23 protein-coding genes are annotated in these 25,964 nt (G+C 39.9%); 7 read left to right on the top strand and 16 right to left on the bottom strand.

All coding sequences use genetic code 11. From position 1 onward, the window contains the following. Nucleotides 1-46 precede the first annotated feature (46 nt). Nucleotides 47-1,174, top strand: a complete 1,128-nt coding sequence (locus tag L0657_RS27245) for an acyl-CoA dehydrogenase family protein (RefSeq protein WP_235154029.1) — start codon at nucleotides 47-49, stop codon at nucleotides 1,172-1,174. On the opposite strand, the gene L0657_RS27240 is transcribed toward L0657_RS27245, so the two are convergent. The 5 genes from L0657_RS27240 to L0657_RS27220 form a co-directional block, all read right to left on the bottom strand. Next, nucleotides 1,167-2,564 carry a hypothetical protein gene (locus L0657_RS27240; protein WP_235154028.1) on the bottom strand — a complete coding sequence of 466 codons (1,398 nt, stop codon included), beginning with the start codon at nucleotides 2,562-2,564 and terminating at the stop codon, nucleotides 1,167-1,169. The two genes, L0657_RS27245 and L0657_RS27240, sit on opposite strands and share 8 nt — an antisense overlap. Nucleotides 2,565-2,618: 54 nt before the next feature. Continuing rightward, nucleotides 2,619-3,533, bottom strand: coding sequence for an AEC family transporter (locus tag L0657_RS27235; protein WP_235154027.1), 915 nt, complete (start codon nucleotides 3,531-3,533; stop codon nucleotides 2,619-2,621). Further along, nucleotides 3,517-5,037, bottom strand: coding sequence for an FAD/NAD(P)-binding protein (locus L0657_RS27230; protein WP_235154026.1), 1,521 nt, complete (start codon nucleotides 5,035-5,037; stop codon nucleotides 3,517-3,519). Before L0657_RS27230 ends, L0657_RS27235 begins: the two co-directional genes overlap by 17 nt. Nucleotides 5,038-5,147: 110 nt before the next feature. Beyond that, on the bottom strand, nucleotides 5,148-6,266 hold the full coding sequence (locus tag L0657_RS27225) for an AI-2E family transporter (RefSeq protein WP_235154025.1): 1,119 nt from the start codon (nucleotides 6,264-6,266) through the stop codon (nucleotides 5,148-5,150). A gap of 81 nt (nucleotides 6,267-6,347) precedes the next feature. Then, nucleotides 6,348-7,145 (bottom strand): transglutaminase family protein, encoded by a 798-nt coding sequence (locus L0657_RS27220; protein WP_235154024.1) that lies wholly within the window; start codon nucleotides 7,143-7,145, stop codon nucleotides 6,348-6,350. Nucleotides 7,146-7,364: 219 nt separating this feature from the next. Between L0657_RS27220 and L0657_RS27215 the strand changes: the two genes are divergently transcribed. Beyond that, nucleotides 7,365-7,922: a hypothetical protein gene (locus L0657_RS27215; RefSeq protein WP_235154023.1), complete on the top strand. Its 558-nt coding sequence runs from the start codon at nucleotides 7,365-7,367 to the stop codon at nucleotides 7,920-7,922. Between the two features lie 134 nt (nucleotides 7,923-8,056). Here L0657_RS27215 and L0657_RS27210 read toward each other — a convergent pair whose 3' ends face one another. From L0657_RS27210 to L0657_RS27190, 5 genes are all read right to left on the bottom strand, one after another. Continuing rightward, nucleotides 8,057-8,455 carry a response regulator gene (locus tag L0657_RS27210; protein ID WP_235154022.1) on the bottom strand — a complete coding sequence of 133 codons (399 nt, stop codon included), beginning with the start codon at nucleotides 8,453-8,455 and terminating at the stop codon, nucleotides 8,057-8,059. Further along, entirely contained in the window at nucleotides 8,448-10,061 is a 1,614-nt protein-coding gene (locus L0657_RS27205; protein ID WP_235154021.1) for an ATP-binding protein, read from the bottom strand. Before L0657_RS27205 ends, L0657_RS27210 begins: the two co-directional genes overlap by 8 nt. A 270-nt stretch (nucleotides 10,062-10,331) precedes the next feature. After that, nucleotides 10,332-10,697, bottom strand: coding sequence for a hypothetical protein (locus L0657_RS27200; protein WP_235154020.1), 366 nt, complete (start codon nucleotides 10,695-10,697; stop codon nucleotides 10,332-10,334). Between the two features lie 69 nt (nucleotides 10,698-10,766). Then, nucleotides 10,767-11,237: a YdeI/OmpD-associated family protein gene (locus L0657_RS27195; RefSeq protein WP_235154019.1), complete on the bottom strand. Its 471-nt coding sequence runs from the start codon at nucleotides 11,235-11,237 to the stop codon at nucleotides 10,767-10,769. Nucleotides 11,238-11,315: 78 nt separating this feature from the next. Continuing rightward, nucleotides 11,316-11,960, bottom strand: coding sequence for a DUF1080 domain-containing protein (locus L0657_RS27190; RefSeq protein ID WP_235154018.1), 645 nt, complete (start codon nucleotides 11,958-11,960; stop codon nucleotides 11,316-11,318). 159 nt (nucleotides 11,961-12,119) lie between these two features. On the opposite strand from L0657_RS27190, the gene L0657_RS27185 reads away from it, so the two are divergent. Then, complete coding sequence (locus tag L0657_RS27185; RefSeq protein WP_235154017.1) at nucleotides 12,120-13,886, top strand: ABC transporter ATP-binding protein; 1,767 nt, start codon at nucleotides 12,120-12,122, stop codon at nucleotides 13,884-13,886. Between the two features lie 37 nt (nucleotides 13,887-13,923). Here L0657_RS27185 and L0657_RS27180 read toward each other — a convergent pair whose 3' ends face one another. Then, entirely contained in the window at nucleotides 13,924-15,225 is a 1,302-nt protein-coding gene (locus L0657_RS27180; RefSeq protein WP_235154016.1) for a DUF2268 domain-containing putative Zn-dependent protease, read from the bottom strand. A 184-nt stretch (nucleotides 15,226-15,409) separates the two neighbouring features. Between L0657_RS27180 and L0657_RS27175 the strand changes: the two genes are divergently transcribed. From L0657_RS27175 to L0657_RS27165, 3 genes are all read left to right on the top strand, one after another. Then, entirely contained in the window at nucleotides 15,410-16,153 is a 744-nt protein-coding gene (locus L0657_RS27175) for a CPBP family intramembrane glutamic endopeptidase (RefSeq protein ID WP_235154015.1), read from the top strand. Between the two features lie 125 nt (nucleotides 16,154-16,278). Continuing rightward, a complete protein-coding gene (locus L0657_RS27170) occupies nucleotides 16,279-17,469 on the top strand; it encodes an alpha/beta fold hydrolase (protein WP_235154014.1) in 1,191 nt (396 codons plus the stop codon). 567 nt (nucleotides 17,470-18,036) lie between these two features. Next, nucleotides 18,037-18,669 (top strand): response regulator transcription factor, encoded by a 633-nt coding sequence (locus L0657_RS27165; RefSeq protein ID WP_235154013.1) that lies wholly within the window; start codon nucleotides 18,037-18,039, stop codon nucleotides 18,667-18,669. An 18-nt stretch (nucleotides 18,670-18,687) separates the two neighbouring features. Here the strand turns inward: L0657_RS27165 and L0657_RS27160 are convergent, their stop codons facing one another. From L0657_RS27160 to L0657_RS27140, 5 genes are all read right to left on the bottom strand, one after another. After that, entirely contained in the window at nucleotides 18,688-19,983 is a 1,296-nt protein-coding gene (locus tag L0657_RS27160; RefSeq protein ID WP_235154012.1) for a sensor histidine kinase KdpD, read from the bottom strand. A gap of 542 nt (nucleotides 19,984-20,525) precedes the next feature. Continuing rightward, nucleotides 20,526-21,101: a porin family protein gene (locus tag L0657_RS27155; protein ID WP_235154011.1), complete on the bottom strand. Its 576-nt coding sequence runs from the start codon at nucleotides 21,099-21,101 to the stop codon at nucleotides 20,526-20,528. A 771-nt stretch (nucleotides 21,102-21,872) separates the two neighbouring features. Next, nucleotides 21,873-23,105 carry an ice-binding family protein gene (locus L0657_RS27150; RefSeq protein ID WP_235154010.1) on the bottom strand — a complete coding sequence of 411 codons (1,233 nt, stop codon included), beginning with the start codon at nucleotides 23,103-23,105 and terminating at the stop codon, nucleotides 21,873-21,875. Between the two features lie 448 nt (nucleotides 23,106-23,553). After that, the gene (locus L0657_RS27145; RefSeq protein WP_235154009.1) at nucleotides 23,554-24,990 is read right to left on the bottom strand and encodes a porin family protein; all 1,437 of its coding nucleotides are present in this window, start codon (nucleotides 24,988-24,990) and stop codon (nucleotides 23,554-23,556) included. Nucleotides 24,991-25,323: 333 nt separating this feature from the next. Next, complete coding sequence (locus tag L0657_RS27140) at nucleotides 25,324-25,569, bottom strand: hypothetical protein (protein WP_235154008.1); 246 nt, start codon at nucleotides 25,567-25,569, stop codon at nucleotides 25,324-25,326. A gap of 98 nt (nucleotides 25,570-25,667) precedes the next feature. On the opposite strand from L0657_RS27140, the gene L0657_RS27135 reads away from it, so the two are divergent. Beyond that, nucleotides 25,668-25,958 carry an HU family DNA-binding protein gene (locus tag L0657_RS27135; protein ID WP_235154007.1) on the top strand — a complete coding sequence of 97 codons (291 nt, stop codon included), beginning with the start codon at nucleotides 25,668-25,670 and terminating at the stop codon, nucleotides 25,956-25,958. Nucleotides 25,959-25,964: the final 6 nt, after the last annotated feature.

Genomic DNA, 25,964 nt, shown 5'->3' with positions numbered 1-25,964 from the left:
AAGTTAAGCTGGTAAAAGCCCATTCTGCTTTTGCCAGCTCAACCATATGTTTTCGAACCATCCCGATTTTGATCCAGTCTTACGCCGAATCAAGCACTTCGCAGCACTGAGTGATACCGACGGAAATTTTCCGATCGAAGAATTTAGAGAAATGCGTCAGGCCGGACTTTTATCTCAACAGATCAAGCCGGGAAAATTATCGTTCAAATCAGACAGTCTGGTTGACAATTTCACGTTGCTGAAATCGATCGGCAAGGCAAGCCTCCCCGTCGGCAGAATATTTGAAGGTCACATGAATGCTCTTCAATTGATTGATATATATGGAACTACGGCTCAGAAAAAGCGTTGGTATGATGAAGTAACTGATTCACAAAAACTATTTGGCGTCTGGAACACGCAGGATCAGGATGGTCTTTTTGCCCACGAGCGTGCAGACGGGAATTTTATATTACAAGGCTCAAAAACATTTTGTTCAGGTGGTGATCAAATCCAGCGGCCGTTGGTTACAGCCGAATTAAAATCTCCAAGTGTCAGAGGCTGGCAAATGTGCATTATTCCAACAGAAAAAGTTGCGGCGATCAGGCAGGATAAATCATTCTGGCGGCCTTTGGGTATGCGCGCTTCGGCAAGTTTCAGAATGGATTTTACAGGAATTATTCTTAGTAAGGACAACTTTCTCGGAGCTCCAAATGATTATTACAAACAGCCACATTTTTCATCCGGCGCCATCCGTTTCTGCTCGGTTCAGCTTGGTGGCGCAGAAGCTGTCCTGGAAGAAACACATCAATTATTAAAATCAATAAACAGAACCGAAGATACGTTTCAGAAGGCAAGAATTGCAGAAATGTCTTTCTTGATTGAAACTGGAAATCTGTGGATGAAAGAAGCGGCGGATAAGATTCAGTCAGGAAAATACGACAGCGACCAGATTATTGCCTACGTCAACATGGCCAGAAGTATGATTGAAGAAATTTGTATCCGGTGTATGGCATTGTCCGAACGTTCTGTCGGAGCCCGTGGACTTCTTCGACCTGAAAATCTGGAAAGAATCCATCGAGATCTTACGACCTATCTCCGTCAGCCCGCTCCCGACGCTTCACTTGTTTCAGTAGGTGATTTTGTCTTCAAAAAACCTGAAATTAAAAAACTTTGGGAGCCGCAAGTAGTTAAATAACGGCCGTAACCGCCAATGCAATATTGTCGGCAAAAAACTCAATTTCCACTTTCAGGAAAGATTCAGTCTTTGTCAAAATTTGTTTTTCAACTAAACCGGAATTAGTATCCCATATCGAAACGCGGTAACTTCCATTGGCCAGATTAGGGACTGAGATTGAACATAACTTCTGATTATTTAATTTTCCAACACTTGCTTTTGTGTTTTTCAGCGGACGCCGCATCAGCCAGATAATCGTCTGGGAAGCATTTCCACTGGCAAAAACGGTAATTTCCGGATCATCCGCTTTAACTACATCATTCAGATTTATTCTGGTGAAATTATTCCACTGTATCAGCTGAATAAATTCAGACAGATTTTTTTGGGCAAGTCGCATTCCGTGAGTTAAGGTATGCGGATGGCGGTAAGGCCAGCGCATGCCTCCGCCAGCTGCGCCGGAAGCAAAATGCGCCCATTGCATATTAAGGAAATAATTATCATCAAAATCTTCCGGCAAATTCCTGCGCGCCCGCCTAAAAAAAGAAATTGGGCCGTGCTCACTATCCAGAAATGGCCTTGATTCAGGCGTCAGGAGCAATGCTTCATTCACCATTGCTCCGGATGTGACGGCCGCATCATAGGTATTTCTGGGACTGTCTATCTCTGGTTGTTTGTAGAAATGGGTGCTTGCAAAATCCAGGTTTGGATGCTTATAAACGATATCGTGCATATCATGATTATCCAGGTCCGGAGCAAAAACAGACACCGTCTGAAGATGGGTTTTGCCGTATAATTCCTGTTCAAGATCTCTGACATAGGTACTCAAATCAGTTATAAAATCGGACAGTCCCTCTACCCTTTTCTGGTTATGCCTGGGATGCAATTCATTCCATAGATCCCAACCAAAAATGACGCCACTTCCACCCCACCGATTAATAACAAAAGCAAAACGATTTTTTATAACCTCCCTGGTTTCAGGAGAGCTAAGCCATTGCCACTTACTTTTGCAAGGACCTCCGTTTCTGGCGTTGTAAGGATGAAAATTCCATCGTCTGACCATCCAGAAAGTATCGAAGGGCGTAAGCAAAATACGCAGGTTGTATTTTTCGCAAAGTTGGAAAAGGTCGTCCCAGAACTGGACCATATTGCGCTGGAAATTCCCAACCGGACGCTCAAAATAACGATTCTCTGTCTGACAATATTCCAACATAATGCGCAGGCAGGTAACGCCGTGTGAAGAAATATAGGCCAGATAATCCTCAACTTCTTTTACATTTTTCCTGAGAAATAATCCCTGTAATTCTGGCCAGGTTAGCGCATCATTTTGTCCAATTGGCGTCCAGCTGAGCCCGTCTTCCTCTTCGAAATAAGGAGCCTGGTCACAAACCTTTATCCAATTCAATTTTTCCATGATTCAATCAAGCCGATTTTTAAAAAATTACTCACGCATGATTTTCAGGATATGTTAACTGAGAAACAAAGCCGCAACCGATACCAGCACAAGTGACAGCATCGCTGACAAAAATACCAATAAAGAAGACTGCTCTTCCTCAGTTTTAAGGAAAGAAGCAAAAACCGTGACATTGGCCGCGACAGGAAAAAGTGACACCAGAAGGAGCATTTTATAATCTGTGTCGTCAAGCACCTTAAAAATAAAATATTCAGCAAGCATAAGCAAGCCGAGTATCAGAACAGCAGCCACTGTTCGAAAACCAAGAATTTTACCAAAATAACCCAATTCCAAATTTTTAAATTTAACATCGGAAAGTTGAAAACCAACGATCAGCATACCTGCACAGGATACAACCAAGCTGATCACTTTCAGGATTGGCTCCATAAAATCCGGTGTTTCAGCTTCGAAAACTTTACTGATTACAGCAGCTATCAAAACATACAGAAATGGAATTTTTAGCACTTCCACCAACGCCTTTTTCGGAGAATGATTCGTTTTTGCTACTTGGTAATAACCAATTGTATCGCCATAAAGCGCTGAACCAAGATAAATACAGATCAGTGCGCTCACTTTATCTTCTCCATAAAGTGCAGTAACCGTAGGAATTCCAAAAAAAGCGATATTGAAAAACGAGAAAGAACTTCGCAGCAACAACGGATTTGAGTCTTTTGCAAAATATTTATGTGCAATATTAGCGGCAGGAATCATGGCCAAAGCCAGCAAAAACGTAAAAATCGGGAGTATATATAGTTTCTCAGCCTCGGCATCCAGTACGTTGAAAAACACCAAAAGTGGCAGAAGAACTTTTATGAGCGGTCCGCTGACATATTCCGGTTTGACTTTTATCCACTTTTTGACGAAGTATCCTATCGGAATAAATGCCATAACAGGCAGAAGCTCTGAATATAATTTAAAGAGAATTTTCACCCGTTATGCGATTTATAAGATGCTGGCTAAGATTTCCAATTGTTCTGACATTATACCACACGGCGTTCACGTCCAACAAAAGTCCATTGGCAAGATGACCAAGTGCGTAAAAATTCGGGCAGGACTTCCCATCATTAATGATCTGCATTGTTTGGGTATTGATCTTAATACCACCCGCTTTTTCTGGCTCAATAAGGTTATGTTTTGCCAGATTCTGAATCAAATCCGATTTCATATCTTTCACGCCGGACGCAGGTCCGGTTGCATTGATCAGATACTTTTCCTTGCTTGTCTTCTTTTTGCAGGTCAATACAAATGTTCCGTCCGTTTCGTCAAAAACAACATCGCTTAGTTTGGGAATCACTTGAAGCTGACCGCTATCAAATAGTTTCTCAATCCGTTTTGCATTCACAAGTGGCATGCAGTGCCTGTTGACTGCCCAATAACTGCCAAGCCATTTCTTAAAGCTCAGCTTGCCAGCTTCGTCAAGTAATTTCCACATTTGGGAACTTTCGTAGCGTAGCGCATAAGGGATGTTCATAAGTGCATCACCCCCGTTTTCAGATATTTTGATATCCGCTTTCAAAAGTGTTGAAGCTCTGATACCTTCACGTCCTGTCTTTTTCCAGTCGATCTTAACCTCGGCATAATTTTCAGCCTCATTCATAAATAAGCGAAAGACTTCAAAAATGGAAGGGCTTCTTAACTCTTCTCTTTGAATTTTGTGCAGGTTACTTACCGTCAGAAATTCACAAGTATAAGGTTTTGGTTTTTCAACCTGTACCCTGGGCATCAGACCATCGAGCGAGTAAAATGTAATTTGGCCTTGATGATGATTATCCGCCAAAGTCATCAATGCATCAATTGCACTTAAACTGGAACCTAATATACCGACATTTTCATTTCGGGGAACATTGTCCAAAATCTTGGATGATGGCCATGGAGAATCGAAATAGTTCTTTTTGTCGTTAAGTTCTTCATACATATTGGCGACCGGGGTACCAGCAGCTAACACAACAAAGTCTGCGGACTTGCTATTTCCGTCAGATAATTGAATATTGAAACCTTCACCTTCTTTTTCAATATCAATTGCGCTGGCGTTAATCAGATCGACAGTCATTCCTTCTTTTTTTGCCAACTCGAAATAGTGATCAAACTGGTCTTTCAAGTAATCTCCGTAAAGTCTCCTGGTAGTAAAAGCCTGATCCTCTCCCTGGTTGTCAACCACTTCGTCACCGATCTTTGAATCATGTTTTTTGAGCCATTCACTAAAATGTGCAGGTTCAGCAAAATGGATTCCCATCAAATCCGCTTGTGTATTGAGAATATGTCCAGGCTGCTTCGTGCCAAACGCGAGTCCTTTCCCGACTTCTTCGTTTTCTTCGATAATTGTAATGGAAACTTTATTATGGGAATTGGCGATTCTAAGTTGAAGAAAGAGCTCAATGAAAAGTGAAATGCCGCAGGCACCTCCACCGATAATCGTAATATTTGTTGGTTGCATATATAGGTTAAAATAAATCAGGCCAGCCGAATTGTTTTTTACAATTTCAGACTGGCCTAAAATAATCGTGCTATAAAATTCTTTTCGAGCTCTTTGCTATTATTTAACAGTTAGCTCGCAGCTTCCTTCGGTTCATCTTCCGGCATTTTATCTCCGAGCAGTTTGCCCCAAGGTTTAAGTCCATCGATGCGATCGAAAATTATTTTTAAAACTGCAACCAAAGGGATGGATAAAAACATCCCGCTCACTCCCCACAAATTCCCACCGAGCAGTACTATGAGGATGGAAATCAGCGCATTAATTGACACTTTTGAAGAAACTACACGTGGGACAATGATGTTATTATCCGCAAACTGAATCAAAGTATAAGCTGCGACAATAAGCAATGGCGTAGTAAAATTATCTCCGGTAATCAACGACATTAAAACCGGCAAACCAATAGCGACAATTCCGCCTATATACGGTATCAGGTTAAGAATTGCTCCGATAACGCCCAACAAAACTGCGTATTTTACGCCCAAAAGTAATAGAGCTCCTGAATTTAAAGCAGCGATTATTAACGTTTCGATCAGCAATCCTACGATGTAGCTTTGAACAGCGCTTTTTGTTTCCTGTAAAATCTCGGCTACCTGCTCTTCATTATCCTCTTCAAAAACTTCATATATAAAGTTCAGGATTAACGGCTTATAAAGTAGAAGCAAAAATATGTAAAGCGGAATTAACACGAAGAAAGTTAACATACCAACAAGCGTGTCAAGCGTCTTTCCAATATAGGCTTTGCCGCCGTTCATAGCGTCTTTTGCCATACTCATCTGCCGCTCGGTAGATATTCCAAACTGAGAAGTCAACCACTCCTGAAGATCATGAAACAGAGACAAAGATTTCTTTTCCAACTGGGGCAACATTTCTCCGAACTGAGCAATCTGCGCCGAAAGAAAGAATAGTACGATCGCAAGTACCAGCACAGCCAGCAGAATTGTCAATACAATGGCAACGATCTTATTAACTTTTCGTTTGACAAAGAAATTGAACACCGGATTCAACAAAATCGCGAGCAAACCTGCGAAAGCAAAAGGCACGATAACATCCTGCAAAAGCCAGGCAATGTAAAACAAAAGATAAAGTCCAATTAATATAATCGGCACTTTGATGTAAAAAGGATAACGAAGCTCCCCTTGTGAATCGGCACCGTCCTGGCCGGTGATTCTGCCCCTAAAAATATTACTCATTGATGGCTGGTGTCAGTATTCGTAGCATAGTTGCATAAGTTTTTAAATATCTGTTCAAACAAAATGTCTAATCCGGAAAATCTATTCTGCTTCCAAAAGATTGACTTCTACATGAAGCGATTGTAAGGTAGCATTCCCAAATTGTGTAATCATCGCCACGTCCGCAGCGTCGCGACCATGTGCGATTTCGATACGATACCCCTCGGTAACTTCCTGAACCGCGTCAAACGTATACCACTCGCCACCGATGTAAACTTCAAACCATGCGTGAAGGTCCATCTCCTGTAACTTGTCCAGATACCCGACCGTCATCTTTGCAGGAATACTTAGCGCCCGGCAAAGCGAAATTGCTAAGTGCGTGAAGTCACGACAGACACCTATACGATTTCTCGCAGTATCCATTGCCGTTGTTGTAGAATCGGATACACCGTACTGATATTTTACATTATTATGAATCCACTTCCTGATTTCCTCGACCTGATCGTAACCCGGAACAAAGTTACCGGCGATCTGAAAAGCCAGATCCGTAAGTTCCTTTAAGTCGGACTGACAATAACGGCTCGGAAGAATGTAATACATAATTTCATCGGGAAGATCTCCTACAAGAATATATCCCGGAACCGGCGAAGGTATTTTCTTTGTGGCGTTAACCTGAGCCTGAACTTCTGTGGAAATTGTAACCTGGCCGGTCGGTAAAACGAATCTTTGACAAGAATTTCCGTATAAATCTGTGTATTCGGAAAAAGGAACGGACGGTTCAATATTAAATCCTTCTTCAATAATTGATTGCCCATTTTGCCGCCGTGGGCGCAGCATGCAAATCACATTTGTTGGCGCGTAAACGTTGTAGACAATTACGCTTCTGCCTTTCATTTTCATAAGTACTTTGATTATAGTCTGGTTATTTTTTTTCCATAATACAATTATGCCAGTTCATGACTAAGTATAAAAAATGACAGTTCAGCGATAACAATGCCAACTTCATCTATAAAAATGTTCGAAAAGTTAGTGAACGGTCGTATAGAATAATTTAAGATCCGTAATATTAATTAATTTTACGATTGAATATACCTCTGCAATAAACGATACACATTCGCCATGGAAAAGAACCTGTTTAGGCAAACGTATGCCCCGGAATTAGTATCCGACCAATTGATTTTAAAACTAAATGGAATCGATTTTCCCGATTCATTTATAGGAATATTACGAAGCACCGAACAAAGTGCTTTCGCTTTTAAACGACTTTACAAAGAGGAGCATCTGGAAGAAATTCAACTGTTAAAGTTTATTCAGGTCGTGTTGAGAAATACCAGCAAGCAACTTGGAATATGTCCGGATGTAATTAAATACTCGTTCGATGATATATGGCTGCAAAAGAACAAGGCTATTCTTCTTGCGATTTTGGTTGAAGGTTTGTTGGCTGAAATATCAAAAGATTACATTTTTGCCCAGGAGCCGCGGATAGAAATTCAATGCCGCTTTCTTTTTGGTAAACTGGAATTTGGATATCTCACTGATAGTGTGATATCGCCAGAAGAGAAAATACTATCGTCCCGCAGCCAGAGGCTCATCGAGACTGTTGTGAAAATGTTACCGGCAAAAATTAACTATCGGTCTTCCAATGAATTTGGTTTTGACTTGACGTTCAAAAGTTAGCGAATTAAAAATTACTGCATCTTTTAAAAATATTCCATTACCATTTGGTACGTTAGCCTTTCCTGATTTGCACAACTATCATAATTGAGCCGTATATCAAATGCCCGTTAGTGCAGAATGGTCATTGTTTACACTCAGATTTCGTCAGCTATTTGTTGTAATCTTTCAACTGTAATTGGCTTAACAATAAAATCTTTCACCGTGTGAAATGATTTTGCCTTATTGTATTCGTCTTCATCGACTGAAGAACTGACAATATATACAGGGATTATTTTTGAAAGTTTGTCGATCAGCGGCTCATATTTATCTAAAAACTGCCACCCATCCAGAACTGGCATATTTAAATCCAGTAAGATAACATCCGGAAGTAATGCCAGATCCGTCAGGTTTTGCATAAAATATTCCAATGCTACCTGCCCATTCTTAAAAAACAGCGTATCTGTTGAAATTTCAGAACGTTTGATAATGTGTTTAATCGCGATACTGTAAATCAAATCGTCATCGATCACACAAACTGTATTCAATTTATTCATTAAAAATAATTTTAAAAGTAGAACCCTCCCCTAACGTGCTCTCCAACTCAATCCTTCCTCCTTGTGATTCTATTTGCGTTTTCACAAGAAAAAGTCCCACTCCATGCGCATCCTTGTGGTCGTGAAATGTTTTATAAAGACCAAAAATTTTCTGCCCATGCAAATTCAAATCAATACCCAATCCGTTGTCCTTGCATTCCAAAACTGTGTATCCGTCATCGTTTTTGTAAGAAGCCAATTGAATAAACGGGCTTACATCCGGCCTACGGTATTTTATAGCATTTGCTATCAAATTCAATAAAATGCTTTCCAGATAAATCCTTGGGAAACGTACTTTCCTAACCTTAAAATTACAAATAATTTCAGCATGATTGACATTGATATCAGATTCCAAAACGCCAATCGTCTTGTCTGTAACGACCCGAAAATCAAGCAGTTCAGAAACCATTATACTTTCTTTGATTTTTAAAGCCTGAGAAAGATCTTCAAGCGTGGCATCCAACCCCTGCGACACATTTTTGATCATGTGAAAGAGCTCTGCATTCTCAGTATCCAGTTTCTCGCTATTCACCAATGATGAAATCAACTGCAAATTACTTGCATGATTTCTGATGTTGTGGGAAAGAATATGGGTAAAATTCTTCAACTGCCCATTGTTCTTACTTGTAATTTCGAGCGATTTATTAAGCGCGATTTCAGTCGTTTTGTATTTATCAATGTCCATTAAAATTCCACGAACCTTGACAACTTTCCCTGTTTCGATATATAGCGGTTCGCCGGAAATTCGCACCCAGATTTTTTTGTCTGTATAAGTATTCAACACCAATTCAATATCCCATTTTACACCGTCAACACGGCCGCCTTCAAAAACCGCCGCTAAAAGTGGTTTATCCACCTCATCGAAATAATCTATTAATTTGACGTTTTCGGTCGAAGCACCTGCGGGTAATTCGATAATGTCCAAAGCAGTTTTTGACCACGTGAATTTATTTGTGATCAGGTCCTGTTCCCAACCCCCAACCCGGCTGATCCTTTCAGCTTCTGATAACAAAAACTCGCTGCCGGCTAGCTGTTCTTCTACAAATCTCCGCTTTTTTATCTCTGCTTCTAATTCCCGCACAGTCCTTAAAGACTGGATTAAAGGCAAATTTTTGTAAAGTTTGTATACTGTAATTATTGAGATAATCGCTGTTATAAGCCTTATGAAGGCACTTAACCGGTAAGCAGGCCACCAGAAAATGACGGCATCCATGAAATGGGTGAAACCGCAAAGCGTAATAAATACAATGAATAATAATATAATCTTATAGAAAGGAGTATCTTTTATTTTAATAACGAAGCGTAGCAATAAAAACGGAATTGTTAAGTAAGCTGCACAAATTCCCAGATCAGAAAGAATATATATCCAGCCGTGAATATCTGGCGATTGCCCAAAAGACCATCTTGGAGGCCAGTTACTTAGATCAAAAACACTTACACAAAATTCTGTGATCTGCTCTTGTAAAGAAGATTTGTCTTTAATAACATCATATACCATACCGCTGACTGCAATACAGTTACGCGGCTTGGTTACTACAAGCTCATGAGATTCCAAAGTAATGATCAAGTATGGGTTAAAGTGCTGTTATCAAGTATATCAAAGAGAATCTCAGACAGATTACAGACAAATAAAGTCATGTATTATCGTATCTATTCAACTCGCAATGTAAACTAAACTGCAACACTAATATAGAAAAATTTCTATCAAATGCGTCATTAGATACCAATCTCACCTTTATTTACCCAGATATGGGTATCAATTTACAATGAAGGACAAAGAAAAGGCTGCCTCATCAATACGCGAGACAGCCCAATCGATATTCATGAATTCAAAAACTTATAAATCAATATTGCTATTTTTCTCAGAATTATCGATGACATTCATCAATGATTTTAAAGGCAATTCAACCTCCATGAAACCAAAATCCTGAGACATTTTACACTTAGCCGTTGTCTCTAAAATCTCGCATACAGTCCACTTGGGACCGCCTGAGGAAAGCGTCACGGCAGCGTTCGGAAGAATGATGTTGTCCGGATTTGTTTGTAGAACCTTTAATTCGTCGGTTCCAAATTCTCTTTCGTGTCTCTCCCAATCATCGTCATAGCGGAAGCATTTTACAGATTCGCTGTCCATATTCTGAACATTCCAAATACCATCGAAAGAAGATTCAACAAGATCGCCGGGTTCCAGGTTGTGTTCCATTTACACGTATAATTTTTCGTGAATAATTTTAAGTTTTTAATAGATTACCAAAACTATTCCAACCCGGTTTCAATGTTGAATTTTCAACCGATCAAGCATTTTAATTGCTCTGTCGATTCTCGTTTGAACAACTTTTGAAGATGCAACATAATGAATAATGCCTCGCTGATGACCAGGCAATAAGGCATGAAAAAGTTTATCACCTATTTCGTCAATGGCAAGTAGCTCAGCAAGTTCCTCGGGCATATCACGGCCATACTGACTTTCATCCTGCCAAACTTCGGCAGAAAGTTTGCACCCCAAAGTGAATTTTCCTTCCGTACGGAGTGGTGTACCAACATTGATGTAATAACCGCCGTCGCTTTTCGGCATGATCGCACATTGAAATTTCACCTGATTATTTAAAAGACACACCATTCTGACAGGCTTCCTGTCGGGCATGAACTGTTGGGCAATTTCCACAGGCACGGACATATAAAACAGCCCGCCCTTACCTGGCAATCGTTCCAGAATCGATTCGAAATGAAGTGAATCTTTCAAAATATCTTAATGATCAGGCACAAAAAAGCCTTTCAGGATAAATGATTTATTTATCGGAGAAAGGCTATTTGATTAAAATTATTCGGTCAAAGGTTTAACCTGTATGTCCTTGAAAAGAACTACACTTTTCGGATCATGCGCCTGTAAGGCGAAGGTTCCGCTGCTTAAAATTCTGTCTTTTTCACCGCCAGATCTTTTGTCTGTATCCGTTTCCTCATAATCCACCACCGTCTTATCATTGATTTTGATGGTGATATGTTTGCCTTCTACTTTAATGTATTCTGTATACCATTCATTATCCTTCACATACGTCTCTTTCACGTCCTGAATATTGTAAAGACTTCCAGTTCTCTTCCAGTCAGTATGAGAATTATTTACCTGAACTTCATAACCCTTTGAAGGCCAACCTGTTTCCTGATATGCGGTATGTATATAAATCCCTGAATTTGCTCCCGGTTTTGTCATCACCTGCGCTTTAAATTCGAAGTTTTTAAACATATGGTTTTTGACCGGCCCTTCATAGAACAAGTGTGCAACTGGGCCGGAAACCTGGATCGCTCCGTCCACAACAGAAAACGAACTTGCGTTATTTCCCACCTTCCAGCCTTTCAACGATTTACCATCAAAAATTGAAATCCAGCCATCCTGTTTTGTATCGGAAACGGCACTGCCCATAACCGTCAGCAGCACAAAAGCAGCCAATATGTTAATCGTTTTTTTCATAGTAATTCAGTAGTAGTAGAAATTGATTGGTTTATTTAGATGCTGCAAAAAGTACAGAGCTCACCCAAAACTACTGTTATTGATAAAAATCTATTGGCTTTTGCTGCAAATCGAAAACAAACATCAGCCTATCTTTGTACTGTCACAACGATTTTTTCAATGCAGAATCCCTATATTTCCTTATTGTCGACAGCCTGGCGTTATGCCCGTCAACAAAAAAAACGCTACCTTTTGGTTTATGGGATGTTCATAATGGCCAATGTTGTGCTGGCACTTCATCCTTTATTATATGGTTGGTTTGTTGAGTCAGTTCAGAAAGACAGCGATGCCGTACTTCAAAATGTCTGGTGGTATGCCGGCGCGTACATCGGTCTGACGCTTCTGGAATGGGCATTTCATGGACCCGCCAGAATTATGGAAAGAAAACTGGCTTTTGATCTCAGCAAAAATTTCCTGAATGAACTATATCATCAATCGCTTCATTTACCGATCCGTTGGCATCAGGATCATCACAGTGGCGCAACGATAAACCGGATCAGAAAAGCATACGAGGCACTAAGGGATTTTTTTCAGGATGGATTTATGTTCCTTCATGCGTTTTCCAAATTCGTATTTTCCTTTGCTGCCATCGTTTATTTTTCCCCGCTCTACGGGACCATCGGCGTTTTGATAGGTATTCTAACCGTTTGGGTAATTTTCAAATTTGATAAACCTTTTATAAAAGCACTGGACGAAACGAACGAAAAGGAACACATTGTCTCCTCCACCCTCTTCGATAGTTTGTCGAACATCATTACTGTAATTACACTCCGTCTTGAAAAGAGAATGGAAAGCAGCCTGATGAATAAAGTGGCAGACGTTTTCCCTCCCTTCAAGAGAAACGTGCTTATCAACGAATGGAAATGGTTTGTTGCCAGTCTCTTTATCGGATTGATTTATGTTGTTGTCACTGTTGGTTATATTTATCAGAATTATACTCCCGGAGCCGTTTTTCTGGTGGGCGGGCTTGTGACACTTCTTGGTTATGTCAATCAATTCACCAGTGTTTTTCAGGACGTTGCCTGGCAATACACCGAAATTATCCGGTACGATACCGAGGTACAAACTGCCCGGATGATTGGCCAGGCTTATCATGACCAGAATCGTCCCCAAGCGGGGGATACTTTGCCGGAAAACTGGAAAGAAATAACAATTAAAAATCTCAGTTTTTCGCATTCACAAACTTACGAAGCTGATAAAAATGCCCGTAGTCTTAACGGTCTTAACCTTCGAATTCGACGTGGTGAAAGAGTCGCTTTTATTGGCGAAAGCGGAAGCGGGAAGAGTACACTTCTGGCATTGTTACGAGGACTTTACGACGCTGAAAAAGGAGCTGTTTTAACGGTTGACGGTGCAGAAAAACTTCCACTGGATATACTTTCGGAGGCGGTCACACTATTCCCGCAGGATCCGGAAATATTTGAGAATACGATCGCTTACAATATTACGCTCGGACTTCCTTTTGATCCGGACGATATTCTAAAAGTGTGCGACACAGCGCAGTTCAGCAGCGTCATTGAAAAATTACCGAATGGACTGGAATCCAATATACAGGAAAAAGGAGTAAATCTTTCGGGTGGACAAAAGCAGCGTTTGGCGCTGGCCAGAGGAGTTTTGGCAGCCAGAAGCAGTGATATCATTCTTTTGGATGAACCTACGAGCAGTGTAGATCCTAAAACGGAAGCTTTGATCTATGAAAAAATGTTTGAAGAATTTAAAGATAAGGCCATATTATCAGCACTTCACAGGCTTCATCTGCTTCCTAAATTTGACTATATCTACATTTTAAAAGATGGTAATCTTATCGACGAGGGCACCTTTGGCCATCTAAACCGCAATAGTCAAATCTTTCATGATTTAATGGGCAAGGTAAAAGAATTGGAGTAATGATAAGTTTTTTCAATCGTGAGAATTAAGCAGACATTTATTTAATCGCAGTTATCATTTCTTCAACTTTACTTTCAGCGTAGAACTTTTTGTAATCCTTGATATTGAGCATATCAAAAACTGCCTGCTTTTTATCCTTGCTTTGGTCAAAATATGCCTTGCAGATTTGGTATCCAACCCAATAGCCTAGGTCAGCCGGATGGTCAGGTGTTTCCTGACTGCTGTTAGCGATCCAGTTGGAATAGCGGTCCAAATAAATTTCCTTTTTAAAATCTGACCAAATTGCTTTTTCCCTTCCCTTGGCCCAGACATGAAGCCTATGATTCGCCGTTTTTCCGCTGATGAGCTCTCCGAGAAAGTCGGCCATGCCTTCCCCTAAAACATAGGATAATAAGGTCGTGTCCGCTTCCATCTGAGTTTGCTGCACATGGATAAGCTCATGTGCCACCACATGATTCATTTCTTTAAACGGAATTTGATTTCCTTTTTGCCATGGATTAAGTTCAGTTAGAACCGTGTTTTCATCTGACGACTGCATATCAGTTCCAACAAGTGCCCCATACTCTTCGGTTACCGTCCCTCCCGAACTCCATCCGCCGATCACGAAGGTAGTATTTGGAAATGTACTTGGCGGATACCAGCTTTTCAACTTCCTGAAAACAATCTGGATGCTGTCCTTCAAAAACTGGGTTTTTAAAGTATTTTCTCTTATACTTTTATAATACGCCGGCATCGTCCGCATGTTTTGCACAAATCCTTTAATACCTCCGATGTTCGGCATTTTGATTCGAAAATATTCCTGAAGCGCTACTGTTCCCTTTTCGAAATATTCCGTCAAAAAACGATTTTCAGCATTGGCTGTATCCAGTTTATACCGGTCGTAAACTTTCCAAAAAAGTTCAATATCACTTGTTATAAGTGCAGCATTTTCCGGATCCTCTTCGTTTTTCTTTTTTTCAAGAATAAACTTTTGCAGAGCAGCGTAGCTCCGGTGATTTTTTAAACCCGCCATAGCCGGATCTGAATCAATCCAGCCGTTACTCCTATACCCATATTTCCGTACCGCATTTTCCATATAGATCATCCCACTGTCGACCAGGTTTGCCTGGACATAATGATACGCAGCATCAACATTTGCCTGCCGCTTGAACGCATCCATACGGCGAAATTTTGCTTCCATAACGTATGCACTTGCAGCCATTCTGTGACTTTTCGCTTTACCCAAACTATCCGCCAACTTTTTATACTGAACAGCATCCGCTTCATATTTCTGACAATATCCACGCGTTGTAAAAGTGGCTAGAATTAAAAAAAATGAAAGTCGGAATAGTAGTAGCATAAGATCGGATGGTTTAAATATTTTCTAATTTTTCTCCTAATTTATCTGACTTTTTTGAAGTTGCAAAAACTTAATTCCTAATGATCCCGGGACCGGGTTTTGTCATTCATTTTCAATTCTAAACGCCAGAAAAATTGCATAGAACCCTTTCAAATTATTAGTTTCGTGACTTCATATAAAAAACATGGGCGACGAGCTAAAACCTTTCTTTAAGCGATTTTTTGATTTTAACTGGAAATTCGGCCTTTTCCTGGTATTACTTATCTGCGTATCCCGCTTCATTCTGGTTCTGCAAGCGAACGCCACCGGAAACTATGGATTTATTGGCCTGATTATGGCGGCTTCCGCAGCTGCTCCTTTCCTGTTTTTAAGCAGATCCGGACGCCGTAAAATTGGCATTTTAATTACGAAAAAATATAGATCGTTGTTTATCGCAGCTATTGCGGGTCTGACAGCCAGCATTTTGCTGCATTATCTTGGCCAAATCTTTCACGGAAATTCTTATGAAAACTGGTACGTTTATATTGGAAAATCTTACAAAATCCCGGCTGAGATTGATGAGAGAGGTAAAGCGATTTTATTCACCATCATGGCGATCACCGGAATGACGTTTAGCCCGATCGGTGAAGAGTTATTTTTCAGAGGCATTGTCCATGCAAGTTTTGCCAAATCTATTGGAGATACCAAAGCCTCCTTCGTTGATAGTGCAGCTTTTGCAATCACACACATTTCTCATTTTGGACTTATCTTTCTTGATGGCCAATGGACATTACTAAAAATGCCTGCTTTGATTTGGGTGTTATCCATGTTCTTGGTCAGCATTATGTTTTTCCTTTTTAAAAAACATTCTGAATCCATTCTTGGAGCGATTATTTGCCATGCAGCATTTAATTTGGGGATGATCTATTCAATTTTTTATCTTTTGTAAAAGAAAATTGACACATAGTATCACCCTCTTTCCAGCCAAAATTTATTTCAAGTAAAGTTTAGTAGAATCCTGCTTTTGAGAATAAATCAGGTTTGTTCAACCAGATTTGCTCATCGAAATCTATCATGGAGGTCAAAAGAAAAATTCTCGCCGTCACCTTTTTGTTTTTATTGTTCTGCAACCTGTTAGCGGCTCAAAATTATGACGAATCGAAAGTCCCGGCTTACACACTACCGGAAATTCTTTTATCGAATAACGATCAAAAAATTACGACTGCAAAAGCGTGGGAGGATATTCGAAGACCTGAAATCATTTCGCTTTTTGAAGAAAATGTGTATGGTATCATGCCTAAAAAGTATGATGCTATTTCCTTTAAGATAAAAAGAGAAAGCCCAAAGGCCATGGATGGCAAGGCGAATTTGAAAGAAGTAGAGATTTTGGTTACTAATGATCTACAATCCGATACCATTAATCTTGTACTTTTCACTCCGTCAGATATTAAAAAGCCGGTTCCCGTGTTTCTGCTCATCAACAACCGTAGCCCAAGAAATACGTCAGCTACAAGGGATACAATCAGCGAATTTTGGCCCGCGGAGCAAGTGATTAATGCCGGTTATGCAGTGGCTGCTTTTCATTACAGCGACGCAGCCCCGGACAATAAAAACACTTTCCAGGATGGCGTATTACGTCTTTATCCCGAGCAGCTCAAAAAGGATAATGGGATGAAAGCGGTCGGAGCCTGGGCGTGGGCGGCAAGCCGAGTCATGGATTATTTTGAAAATGACAAATCCATTGATGCTTCAAAAGTTGTGGTTGTTGGTCATTCCAGGGGCGGAAAAGCTTCGCTTTGGGCGGCTGCACAGGATCAGCGTTTTGCCATGTGCGTCACCAATTGTTCCGGAAATACAGGAGCAGCGCTTTCACATCGGAGATATGGCGAAACCATTGAGCGTATCAACACAACATTTCCGCACTGGTTTAATAATAACTATAAAAAATTCAATAACAAGGAGCAGGCCCTGCCACTAGATCAGCACATGCTGATTGCGACCATCGCTCCAAGACCGGTTTATATTACTAATGCATCAGAGGATTTGTGGGCCGATCCGAAAGGGACCTTTTTGGCCGCAAAAGAGTCGGAAAAAGTTTATGAATTATACAAACTCAAATCCAGCTTACCTAAAAATTTGCCCCCGATAAATACTCCCTCATTACAACCGCCGCTTGCCTATCATATCAGGGAAGGAATTCATGATCTTACAGCGTACGATTGGCAGCAGTTTATAAAAACAGCTGATTTGTATTTTAATAAATAGGAGTTTAGAGATCCGCCAGATCAAAATCTTTCTACAAAGTCTGACTGATCTTACTACAAACCAAACTAAAACAATAGCCGACCTTTGTCAAACCTTGTTCCACTATACAAACCACATCAAGGGTCGGAAAAGAAATCGACTACTCACACCCACAAAAACGAAAACATCCTCTTCTATCCAAATAACAAAATGCTCCATGGGTATCACCCGTGGAGCATATTTTTTACTCAACATATATTTGAAATTAATTCAAATGCCTTTATTTGGAGAAAGTAATCTCAGTTTCTCCATCGATTGGTCTTCAACAATCTATATAGCGCAACTTTAAACTGCGGACAATGCATCTTTATTAGATAACCCAGCCAATAAATAGTTCTGCTTTACAGTTATTTAGACAGTTTATCTCAAAAGCCGAAAATGCGAAGGCAAATTTTGACCTTTTATTTCCGGAAATTTGTAGCGGATTTTTAAGATATTTGTAGAAAAATTTTAAAGCCATATCTTCTAAATCGTGTCTGATGAAGAAGGATGACACTTGCCCAGCTTCTTGATGAATAATATTGTCTAATGAATTTTCTAATTTTTGAAGATCACTCTCTCACCGCACTGGGTATAGAAGTGATGATCTCACAAGTATTGCCAGATGCGAAAACGCAGTCGGTAAGCTCTTTCTCCGAGGGGCTATCAAAACTCACTGCTGAGCACTTCGATTATATTATTTTGGATATTGATATTCCGGAAGGCGAAGGAATTCGTATGATTAGTAAAATTAAGGAGATTCAAAACCATGTTAAGATCCTTATTCATTCTGGCTACGACGAAAAAATTTACGCGCTGTCTTACATTTCAGCCGGAGCAGACGGTTTCATTTCAAAACAAACTTCCAGGGAAGAATTCAAAAGTGCAATAGCAACACTTCATGCTGACAAGAAATATATGAGCCCTGATATTCAACAGGTTATGCTGAATAGTATGATCAACAACGCTCCTCTTGATTCAGACTCTCTATTCCTGAACCTTTCACAGCGCGAAATGGAAGTGATGAAACTGGTCGGCGAAGGGAAATTTACAAACGAGATTGCGGACATCATGAATCTGAAAGCCTCGACGATCAGTACTTATAAAAATCGATTGTATGCCAAACTTAACGTTACAAACGAAATTGAATTATCGAAGAAAATTGCCCTTTTTAAATACTGATTTATCAAATTTCCTTGATCAGGCAACAGGAAGTTTTACCGAGAATGTTGTTCCAATGCCTTGTTCTGTCGTAAACCAGATTTCGCCATTCAGGTACTGAACAAATTCACTGCAAATTTTAAGTCCAAGTCCTGCGCCTCGCTCACGACCCGTTCCAAAAGTGGGCGTAACATCTGCTGTAAAGATTTCAGCCTGTTTTTCGGGTGGAATTCCCTGCCCTGTATCCGAAATCGAAATGGTGTGATAACCGTTTGAATTAACTGAAAAGACGCGGACTATCCCCCTTTCCGGTGTAAATTTTATCGCATTGCTGATCAGGTTACGGAATATTATTTCAATAAGCTCAAAATTCGCAAGGACGTCGATTTCATCGGATATCTCATAAACCAGTTCAACATTTTTTTCCGATGCAATATTCTGATACACATTTAATGTATCCGTCATCGCGTCATTCACGTTTACGGATTCCAGCACGTAATTCATTCCATTCATATTACTTTTTGACCAGTTCAAAAGGTTCAAAAGTAAATTTTGGGTATCAAACGTAATTCTCCGAAGCTCACTCTCATATTTTTTCTTGTCTTCCAACTTTAAATCCCGGTTGCTCAGCACATATAAATAACTGTTTATATTGTTCAGCGGCGCGTTGAAATCATGAGATATGATGCTGATCAACTTATTTTTCTGCTGATTTAAAGACGCAAGTACTGTTGAATTCTGCTCTGCAGTGATTCGTTCCTGATTGTAATTATTGATGATATAAGAAAGACAGGAAAATGTCAGAACAATAGTGGCGATATACGTAGAAGCAATATCAACAAAGCGGTCGGCTCGTGTCGGGTAGCCATTATTGATTAATTCCGGATGATAATATTCCCAAACGATCAGGCCCATCACAAGCAGAATGTTAGCGATTGTCCAAAACCAGTATTGACGTCGGGGTACAATGGCTATAATTAAAAAATAGGAAATAGAAAACGATAGCAGCGAAGAGCCTTGAATACCCGAATTCAGCGTAAATGAGATCGCAAAAAACAGATTGATGATTAATATTAAAAAAATAGAGCTTAGCGCCGTTTTTCCCTGGAAGCGTGAGAGATAATATAAATAAAATTGTAGGGGAATAAGTAATAACGTTACCAGCATCGAATCATATAGTCCCAATGCCAGGCAAAATGGTACATTATAAACCATAATTGCCATTGTGACGAGGCAGACAGAATTATAAATTCTGCTCTGCAGGGAAAAGGTTTTGTCACCTTTCAGATAATTCCATATCCGAAGGGTTTTATTTGTCAGGTTAGTGAGTAACAAGGAAGAGGAAATTTGATGACATCTAAAAAACGCAAAGATAGGCTCATAAAGGCTATTTTTTCGATGTTGAGATCAATTTGTATAGAATAATGGAAATTAAGACACAAAATATTTCCTTCGTCATTTTGAACATTAATGATAAATCGCTAATTTTCAAATTGTTATTGAACCAATTACTTTATACAACATTTAGAAAAACTAAAAATTCTGTCTTTTTTAGACCATCAATAAACAATTTTGGGCTATGGCATCAGCATTTATTTTATCGGGGATAATTCTTCTTTATTACTGCATGAAAGAAGCGCGAAAACCTAAACCTAACTGGCCGCGGGCAGTGAACAGTGCAATATTCTGGCCATTATCAATTGTTACAAATTCATTTTTGAAAGATTGGGATCGGCAATAGCCAATAATCAGTGAATGATAGACGGCAAGCACTTTACAGGTTGAATTTGTGAATTATAATTGTAATTCTCAATTGATACAAAAATAAGAAAGCACAGACTTACGAGCCTGTGCTTTCTTATTTTTCATCAGAAAAATTATTTTACCAATGGAATCGCCCAGAAAATGCTGGCTTGAATTACACTGTTCTTGAAATCGGGATTAATTGGTTGCCCTGAAAAGTTTCCTACTTTTGAAAGACCTGCGATGTATCTGAGACCTGCCCCCAGACCAATCGGTGACTGATATCCAAGGCCGGCACCTGCTGCAAGATCCAGGTTTTTAGCAAAATTATTTATAGACTGGTCAGGCACATCCGAAGAAGCACGGAAACCAACCTGAGGCCCGAACTCTACATAAAATCCTCCGCTGGTTTTAAATTTAAGCATTACAGGAATCGTAATGTAACTGATTTTAAATTCTGATTTAGTTCCATTACTCTGCACCTTGGCACCTTGGGTTGAAAACAATACTTCGGGCTGGATTGAGAAAACTTCGCCAAAACCATAATTTAAAAGTCCACCTAAGTGATAACCAACTAATGCATCAGATTCGATGTCACCGCCAGTATAATTACTGATATTGAGACCAGCTTTCGGGCCGATACTAAATGATTGAGCGAAGGAAAATTGCGCGCACAATAATAATGCGGCTGAAAATAACAATTTTTTCATGAGTCTTGAATTTAATAAATGATAGTTTAAAATGATGGCTAACGCCCGGGCTTAACAAAATATGTCGAGAACGGGGCGATTTCCAGACGCTTTTGAAGGCTAAAATATCATACCACAGATGGCTATACTACATTTGCCAATCGCTTTACCTTGAAATTTCAGATAGAATACGTGACCAGATTACGACAATTACAAATTATTGATTGGGTCCTATGAAGATTCGAGTACCAGCTGATTGATAGAACAACAGGATTGCCCCCAAATCATCCGTTAGTTTTGCTTTTCTGGTAGCGTATATAAATATCGGAATTGAAGTTATCCTATAATCTACAATTCAAATATTAAGCTAGTTCCGTATCTTAAAATCTTAAATAAATGCAAACATTCAATATTAATGTGACCTTACAATATTGTCACCGATCCTACAAAAAGGTTGCTAAAATATCGACGTTAAGGTTACTAATGGTAACATATCTTGTTTATTTAGCAAATTTTCATGGCTGACAAAACAAGAATTACGTTTACCGATTATTCTAATAGTACAATCCGTTTTTTTGTCGTACTTTTACTACAAGCCTTCGGGCGGTGAGAAATATTTAGATAAAGGTCTGGGCTTCCGGGCCTTTTATTTTTTACCCGATAATCGAATTCTAATATCTGTTGTGAAACTAATAGATAGAAAACCAGAAGGCCTGACTGAAACGATAATCTGTTCCTGTCAGGCCTTTTGAACTTAAAATGTAAGGCGGGTAAGATTCCGCGATCTGCCAATTAAAGCTTTACAATTCTAACCGAAGAAATTGAACCGTTCACAGCTGTTACCCGGGCAACATATGCGCCAGCAGGATACTGTTTCATATCAATCTGACTCCCAAGACTAGTCAATCCGGCTTTCTGCTGGTCAAAAACAGCGATACCCGAAATATTGATTAGCTGAATACGCTGCACCTGTTCAATATCTTCTACCATAAGAGTCACACTGTTAGGCGTAGGATTTGGGTACATCACAACTGAAACATTTGGTCGGAATTCGATACTTTTGATCCGGCTGTATGCAAATGTCTGATCTTTATCTACCATTTTCAAACGGTAATAGTTAGAGCCTCTTGACGCCTTCGCATGAGCAAAAGTGTAGCTTAATATAGCAGCACTTTCACCTTTTGCTGCAACGAATCCAAGTTCTTTCCATTCCTTACCATTAACGCTATGCTGCACCTCAAACCGTTCGCTATTTGTCTCAGAAGCAGTGCTCCACGAAATTAACACTGACTCATTTTCAGAACGTTCGGCATTGAATTTTGTTAATACAACAGGGAGAGGGACTTCTCCATTTACCTGATTGTTGTTTAACGTAATTGCACCGGCCGTTGTCAGCGCTCTCCCCTGAAAGCTGGCTCCATCAAGAAATTCAATGGCTCCTGAAGAAACCACTGTTCCTCTGAATGATGAATTTGTTCCTGTTGTTAATGCACCATCGATTCTGAAGTAAACATTTGACAATTGAGCTCCGTTAGTAAGCAGAACATTTGACAATGCCGCTGTCGTCAAAGCCCCTCCAATCTTGATAATAAAGACTGCATTAGGATTAGACTGGGCGTCCAGCGTCAAATTTCCTGTTAACGTAGCAGCTTCACCAACACAGTAAATTCCGGCCGTTAAAGTCTGTCCATTTCCAAGCGTAGGGGAAATTGGAGCCGGGCATGCATTAACATCAAATGAAGTAAATGCCTCTGCCACCTGCGGAACTGCTGCTGCTGATATGCCATCAGCGACATGTGAAGTACCTATGAGAACTGACCCATTGAAACCTGAGTAATTACCAGCGTTTGTTCCGATATCTCCGGTTACAACGGACTCACCAGTATTCGTCAGCGCTCCGGCAGACGTAAATAGTGTAAATGTACTAGCTGGGCTTCCGATAACGGGTGCAGTTTGAGCCTGGCTGTTTACAATTGGGACAGACAGGGCAAGCATTAATAAAATAAAGTTTGAAAAGTTTCTCATAATAAATTGATAGAATTTGTAATTTGTTTTTGAACGAAATGCGGTAACCAGAAGCCCTGAAGAGCGACACACGATGCTTAGAGAATTTTTATTACAGATTCTACAAACCGCATACTGCAAATTGTACAGCAGACTGAAAGTCGATACCAAATAAAAATTAACTAACGATGATAGAAAAACAGGGTGAGAACTGTCTACTATATGTGGGGATGCAATAAAACTAATGGAATGGAAGCATCTGGCAGCAAACAAGAAAGGAGCTTTACATTTCATTAATCAAATATATACTACAAGAATCATGCCAAATTTAAGATAAATTCGTAGAACTATGTGTATGCGTTCAATTATTATTGTTGTTTTGTTTTGTAATATTTATCAGGCATAAAAAAACCGGGATTTGGATACTGCTAGGCAGAATACAAATCCCGGTAACGACTATACAAAAACTTTATAGCTTCAATCCAATCGTGGCTCTCAGAATATTATTTTTCATATCACTATCTTTAAACAAACGAGTAATTCCCCACTCATGCGAGATATCAAGCGTGATCAGACCAAATTCCAATCCTATTCCGCCATTAAGACCGTAAGAAAACTCCTCAATATTGTCTTCGTTAAACGCGTTCTGGTCGTTGTTATCGACAGCTAATAAATATGATCCTGTTGCTCCGCCTTTAATATTCATCTTAAAAAATCCTTTGTTCGCTTTTGTCAGATAAAGCCCTAATAATAAAGGAACACGTAATGACTGAATTCTCGGGCCTGACAATAATGGTGCATTCGAGACTTCGCTTTCACTGGTAAAGCGCATCGAAGAACTAAAATAATGAACACCAGGCTGAACAAAAAATCTCTTTGTATGGATTCGAAAATCGAGACCAGCATTCCAGCCAATACGGCCGTCAGCCTCGCCATCCTGAATATCTGCTTTAAAATTTGAAGCGTGAACTCCAACAACAGGAATTACCCAAAGACCTGAATTTCGCGCCGGTTTTTCACCAAAACGCTCCTTAAATGTCAACCGATCAGAAGATGCTCGCGATTCTTCCGCGGCAAGCTGTTGCCTCGCTGGTTTCCTGTTTCTTTCTCTCAACCAGGCTCTGTAGTCTTCATAATCCTCATCGCGTATGCGGTCTTGCCGCTCTGGTTGCGCCGATTGACGCACCATTCCCTGATTTTGTGGTCTCTGATAATCAGAAGGGATGATAATATTGTTAATGATTATTGATGGCTGACCTTGCTGAGGCGGATAATTCCGGTACGTTGATTCCAATACCTTTTCAGTAATGTTTTGTGTTGAGCCTGACGACATTAAAGAATCGACGTTAAAATTTCGCTGCACAACCTGGCCGGAAGCATTTTGCTGAGTAGCCTGCGTTGTTGTTGCTAAGTTATTGTTTACAGCACCCTGGCTCAAATTACCAGCAGTTGCAGTCCCGGAAAGTGCCGGAGCCGCGGTTACTTCTGCTTCAGACTGAGATATTTTCTCTCTGAGTGAGGCAATATCCTTTGTCAATTGCTCCTGGTTTTCATTTGTTTTGTTCGCAGACCTGGCAGAACGCTCAGCTTTCCGCGCCGCTTTACTCGCCTGGTTGGCCAGTTTTTTGTCCTTCGGATTTTGACGAAGTTTATCAGCAAATTCTTTATTTTCATTAGCAGCCTGCTGTGCATCTGTCGAAGCCTTTACAGCATCTTCCTTTTTCTTGGCCAATTCATTCTCCAATTCTGCCAACTGGATTTTCTGCTCATTTAGTTTTTTACTGGCTTCGATGTTCTGCTTCTGCTCATTAAGCTCTTTCACAGATTGATTGTCAGCATCCTGACCGAAACCATAGGTCGAAAATAGGATAAATGCTGATGCGATAATTATAGAATGCAGTTTCATTGATATTATTTTAGTGATTATGCCGTTGCCACTAAATAATCATGCATTCAACCCGCATCATTGCAATTGATGAATGACTATTTCTTATAATATCTACTATTTCAATCAAGATTAACGTTTTAGCTTATATGTAAGGCCGATATCGGAAGCCTCTCAATCATGTTTGTTCCATATTCGCCGTCAAGTACAGTTTTCCCCAAGCGACGATCTGTTTGGGTAGTTTGATACTCGTTAACAGGAAATAATTTCTAGGAAGCGTTTCAATTCTGATGATCACCCCAGCGCACGTGAGTGTTTTTCTGGGATAGCCACGATTTACTAATGAGTAATAATTTAGCCAAGTAAAGAATCCAGGCGCAGCGCTATTGCCCTGAGCAAATCTACGGGGATATCATTTTCCTTCAGATCCTCGATTGACATCAATGCTCTATAATTCCTTTCTTCGTCGGGTTCAAATGAAACGATCGTTCCATTTACGTCCAGCTGAATTTTATGCAAGTAGCCACTAACTATCAATTCTCCCTGAAATTCAAACGTTTGTCCGTTAAAATTCACATCTAATTCAAAAGTGTTATCCATAAACGTTGATATTTAATTATATTTCCAAAAAATTAAAAAGTAGTAGTAATTCGCATATCATTTACTAATAAATTCACTTTCAAAAGACTTATGCCATAATGACGAAAGCAGAACTAACAGCCCGCATTTCAGAAAGGACAGGAATACAAAAGGAAGAAGTGGAGAAAATTCTTGAATCACTTTTTCTCACAATAAAAGATTCTATGAGCAATGGTGATAATATTTACTTCCGGGGCTTTGGAAGTTTCATCAACAAACAAAGAGCTGCTAAAACGGCCAGGAACATTAAACTTAAAGCTACTGTTCATGTACCCGCTCAAATCATTCCATATTTTAAACCTTCGGATGAATTCACAAGCCAGGTCAAAGAAGGAAATGGCGGTTCATAACATATT

The organism is Dyadobacter sp. CY345, from assembly GCF_021502725.1.
GTDB lineage: Bacteria > Bacteroidota > Bacteroidia > Cytophagales > Spirosomataceae > Dyadobacter.
Note: the sequence above shows the minus strand (reverse complement) of the source record. Positions and strands in the feature narration are given on the sequence as shown.

Coding starts and splice junctions, on each gene's coding strand:
- L0657_RS27245 (WP_235154029.1), top strand. CDS start 47: ATGTTTTCGAACCATCCCGATTTTGATCCAGTCTTACGCCGAATCAAG.
- L0657_RS27240 (WP_235154028.1), bottom strand. CDS start 2,564: ATGGAAAAATTGAATTGGATAAAGGTTTGTGACCAGGCTCCTTATTTC.
- L0657_RS27230 (WP_235154026.1), bottom strand. CDS start 5,037: ATGCAACCAACAAATATTACGATTATCGGTGGAGGTGCCTGCGGCATT.
- L0657_RS27225 (WP_235154025.1), bottom strand. CDS start 6,266: ATGAGTAATATTTTTAGGGGCAGAATCACCGGCCAGGACGGTGCCGAT.
- L0657_RS27220 (WP_235154024.1), bottom strand. CDS start 7,145: ATGAAAATGAAAGGCAGAAGCGTAATTGTCTACAACGTTTACGCGCCA.
- L0657_RS27215 (WP_235154023.1), top strand. CDS start 7,365: ATGGAAAAGAACCTGTTTAGGCAAACGTATGCCCCGGAATTAGTATCC.
- L0657_RS27210 (WP_235154022.1), bottom strand. CDS start 8,455: ATGAATAAATTGAATACAGTTTGTGTGATCGATGACGATTTGATTTAC.
- L0657_RS27200 (WP_235154020.1), bottom strand. CDS start 10,697: ATGGAACACAACCTGGAACCCGGCGATCTTGTTGAATCTTCTTTCGAT.
- L0657_RS27190 (WP_235154018.1), bottom strand. CDS start 11,960: ATGAAAAAAACGATTAACATATTGGCTGCTTTTGTGCTGCTGACGGTT.
- L0657_RS27185 (WP_235154017.1), top strand. CDS start 12,120: ATGCAGAATCCCTATATTTCCTTATTGTCGACAGCCTGGCGTTATGCC.
- L0657_RS27180 (WP_235154016.1), bottom strand. CDS start 15,225: ATGCTACTACTATTCCGACTTTCATTTTTTTTAATTCTAGCCACTTTT.
- L0657_RS27175 (WP_235154015.1), top strand. CDS start 15,410: ATGGGCGACGAGCTAAAACCTTTCTTTAAGCGATTTTTTGATTTTAAC.
- L0657_RS27170 (WP_235154014.1), top strand. CDS start 16,279: ATGGAGGTCAAAAGAAAAATTCTCGCCGTCACCTTTTTGTTTTTATTG.
- L0657_RS27165 (WP_235154013.1), top strand. CDS start 18,037: ATGAATTTTCTAATTTTTGAAGATCACTCTCTCACCGCACTGGGTATA.
- L0657_RS27155 (WP_235154011.1), bottom strand. CDS start 21,101: ATGAAAAAATTGTTATTTTCAGCCGCATTATTATTGTGCGCGCAATTT.
- L0657_RS27150 (WP_235154010.1), bottom strand. CDS start 23,105: ATGAGAAACTTTTCAAACTTTATTTTATTAATGCTTGCCCTGTCTGTC.
- L0657_RS27145 (WP_235154009.1), bottom strand. CDS start 24,990: ATGAAACTGCATTCTATAATTATCGCATCAGCATTTATCCTATTTTCG.
- L0657_RS27140 (WP_235154008.1), bottom strand. CDS start 25,569: ATGGATAACACTTTTGAATTAGATGTGAATTTTAACGGACAAACGTTT.
- L0657_RS27135 (WP_235154007.1), top strand. CDS start 25,668: ATGACGAAAGCAGAACTAACAGCCCGCATTTCAGAAAGGACAGGAATA.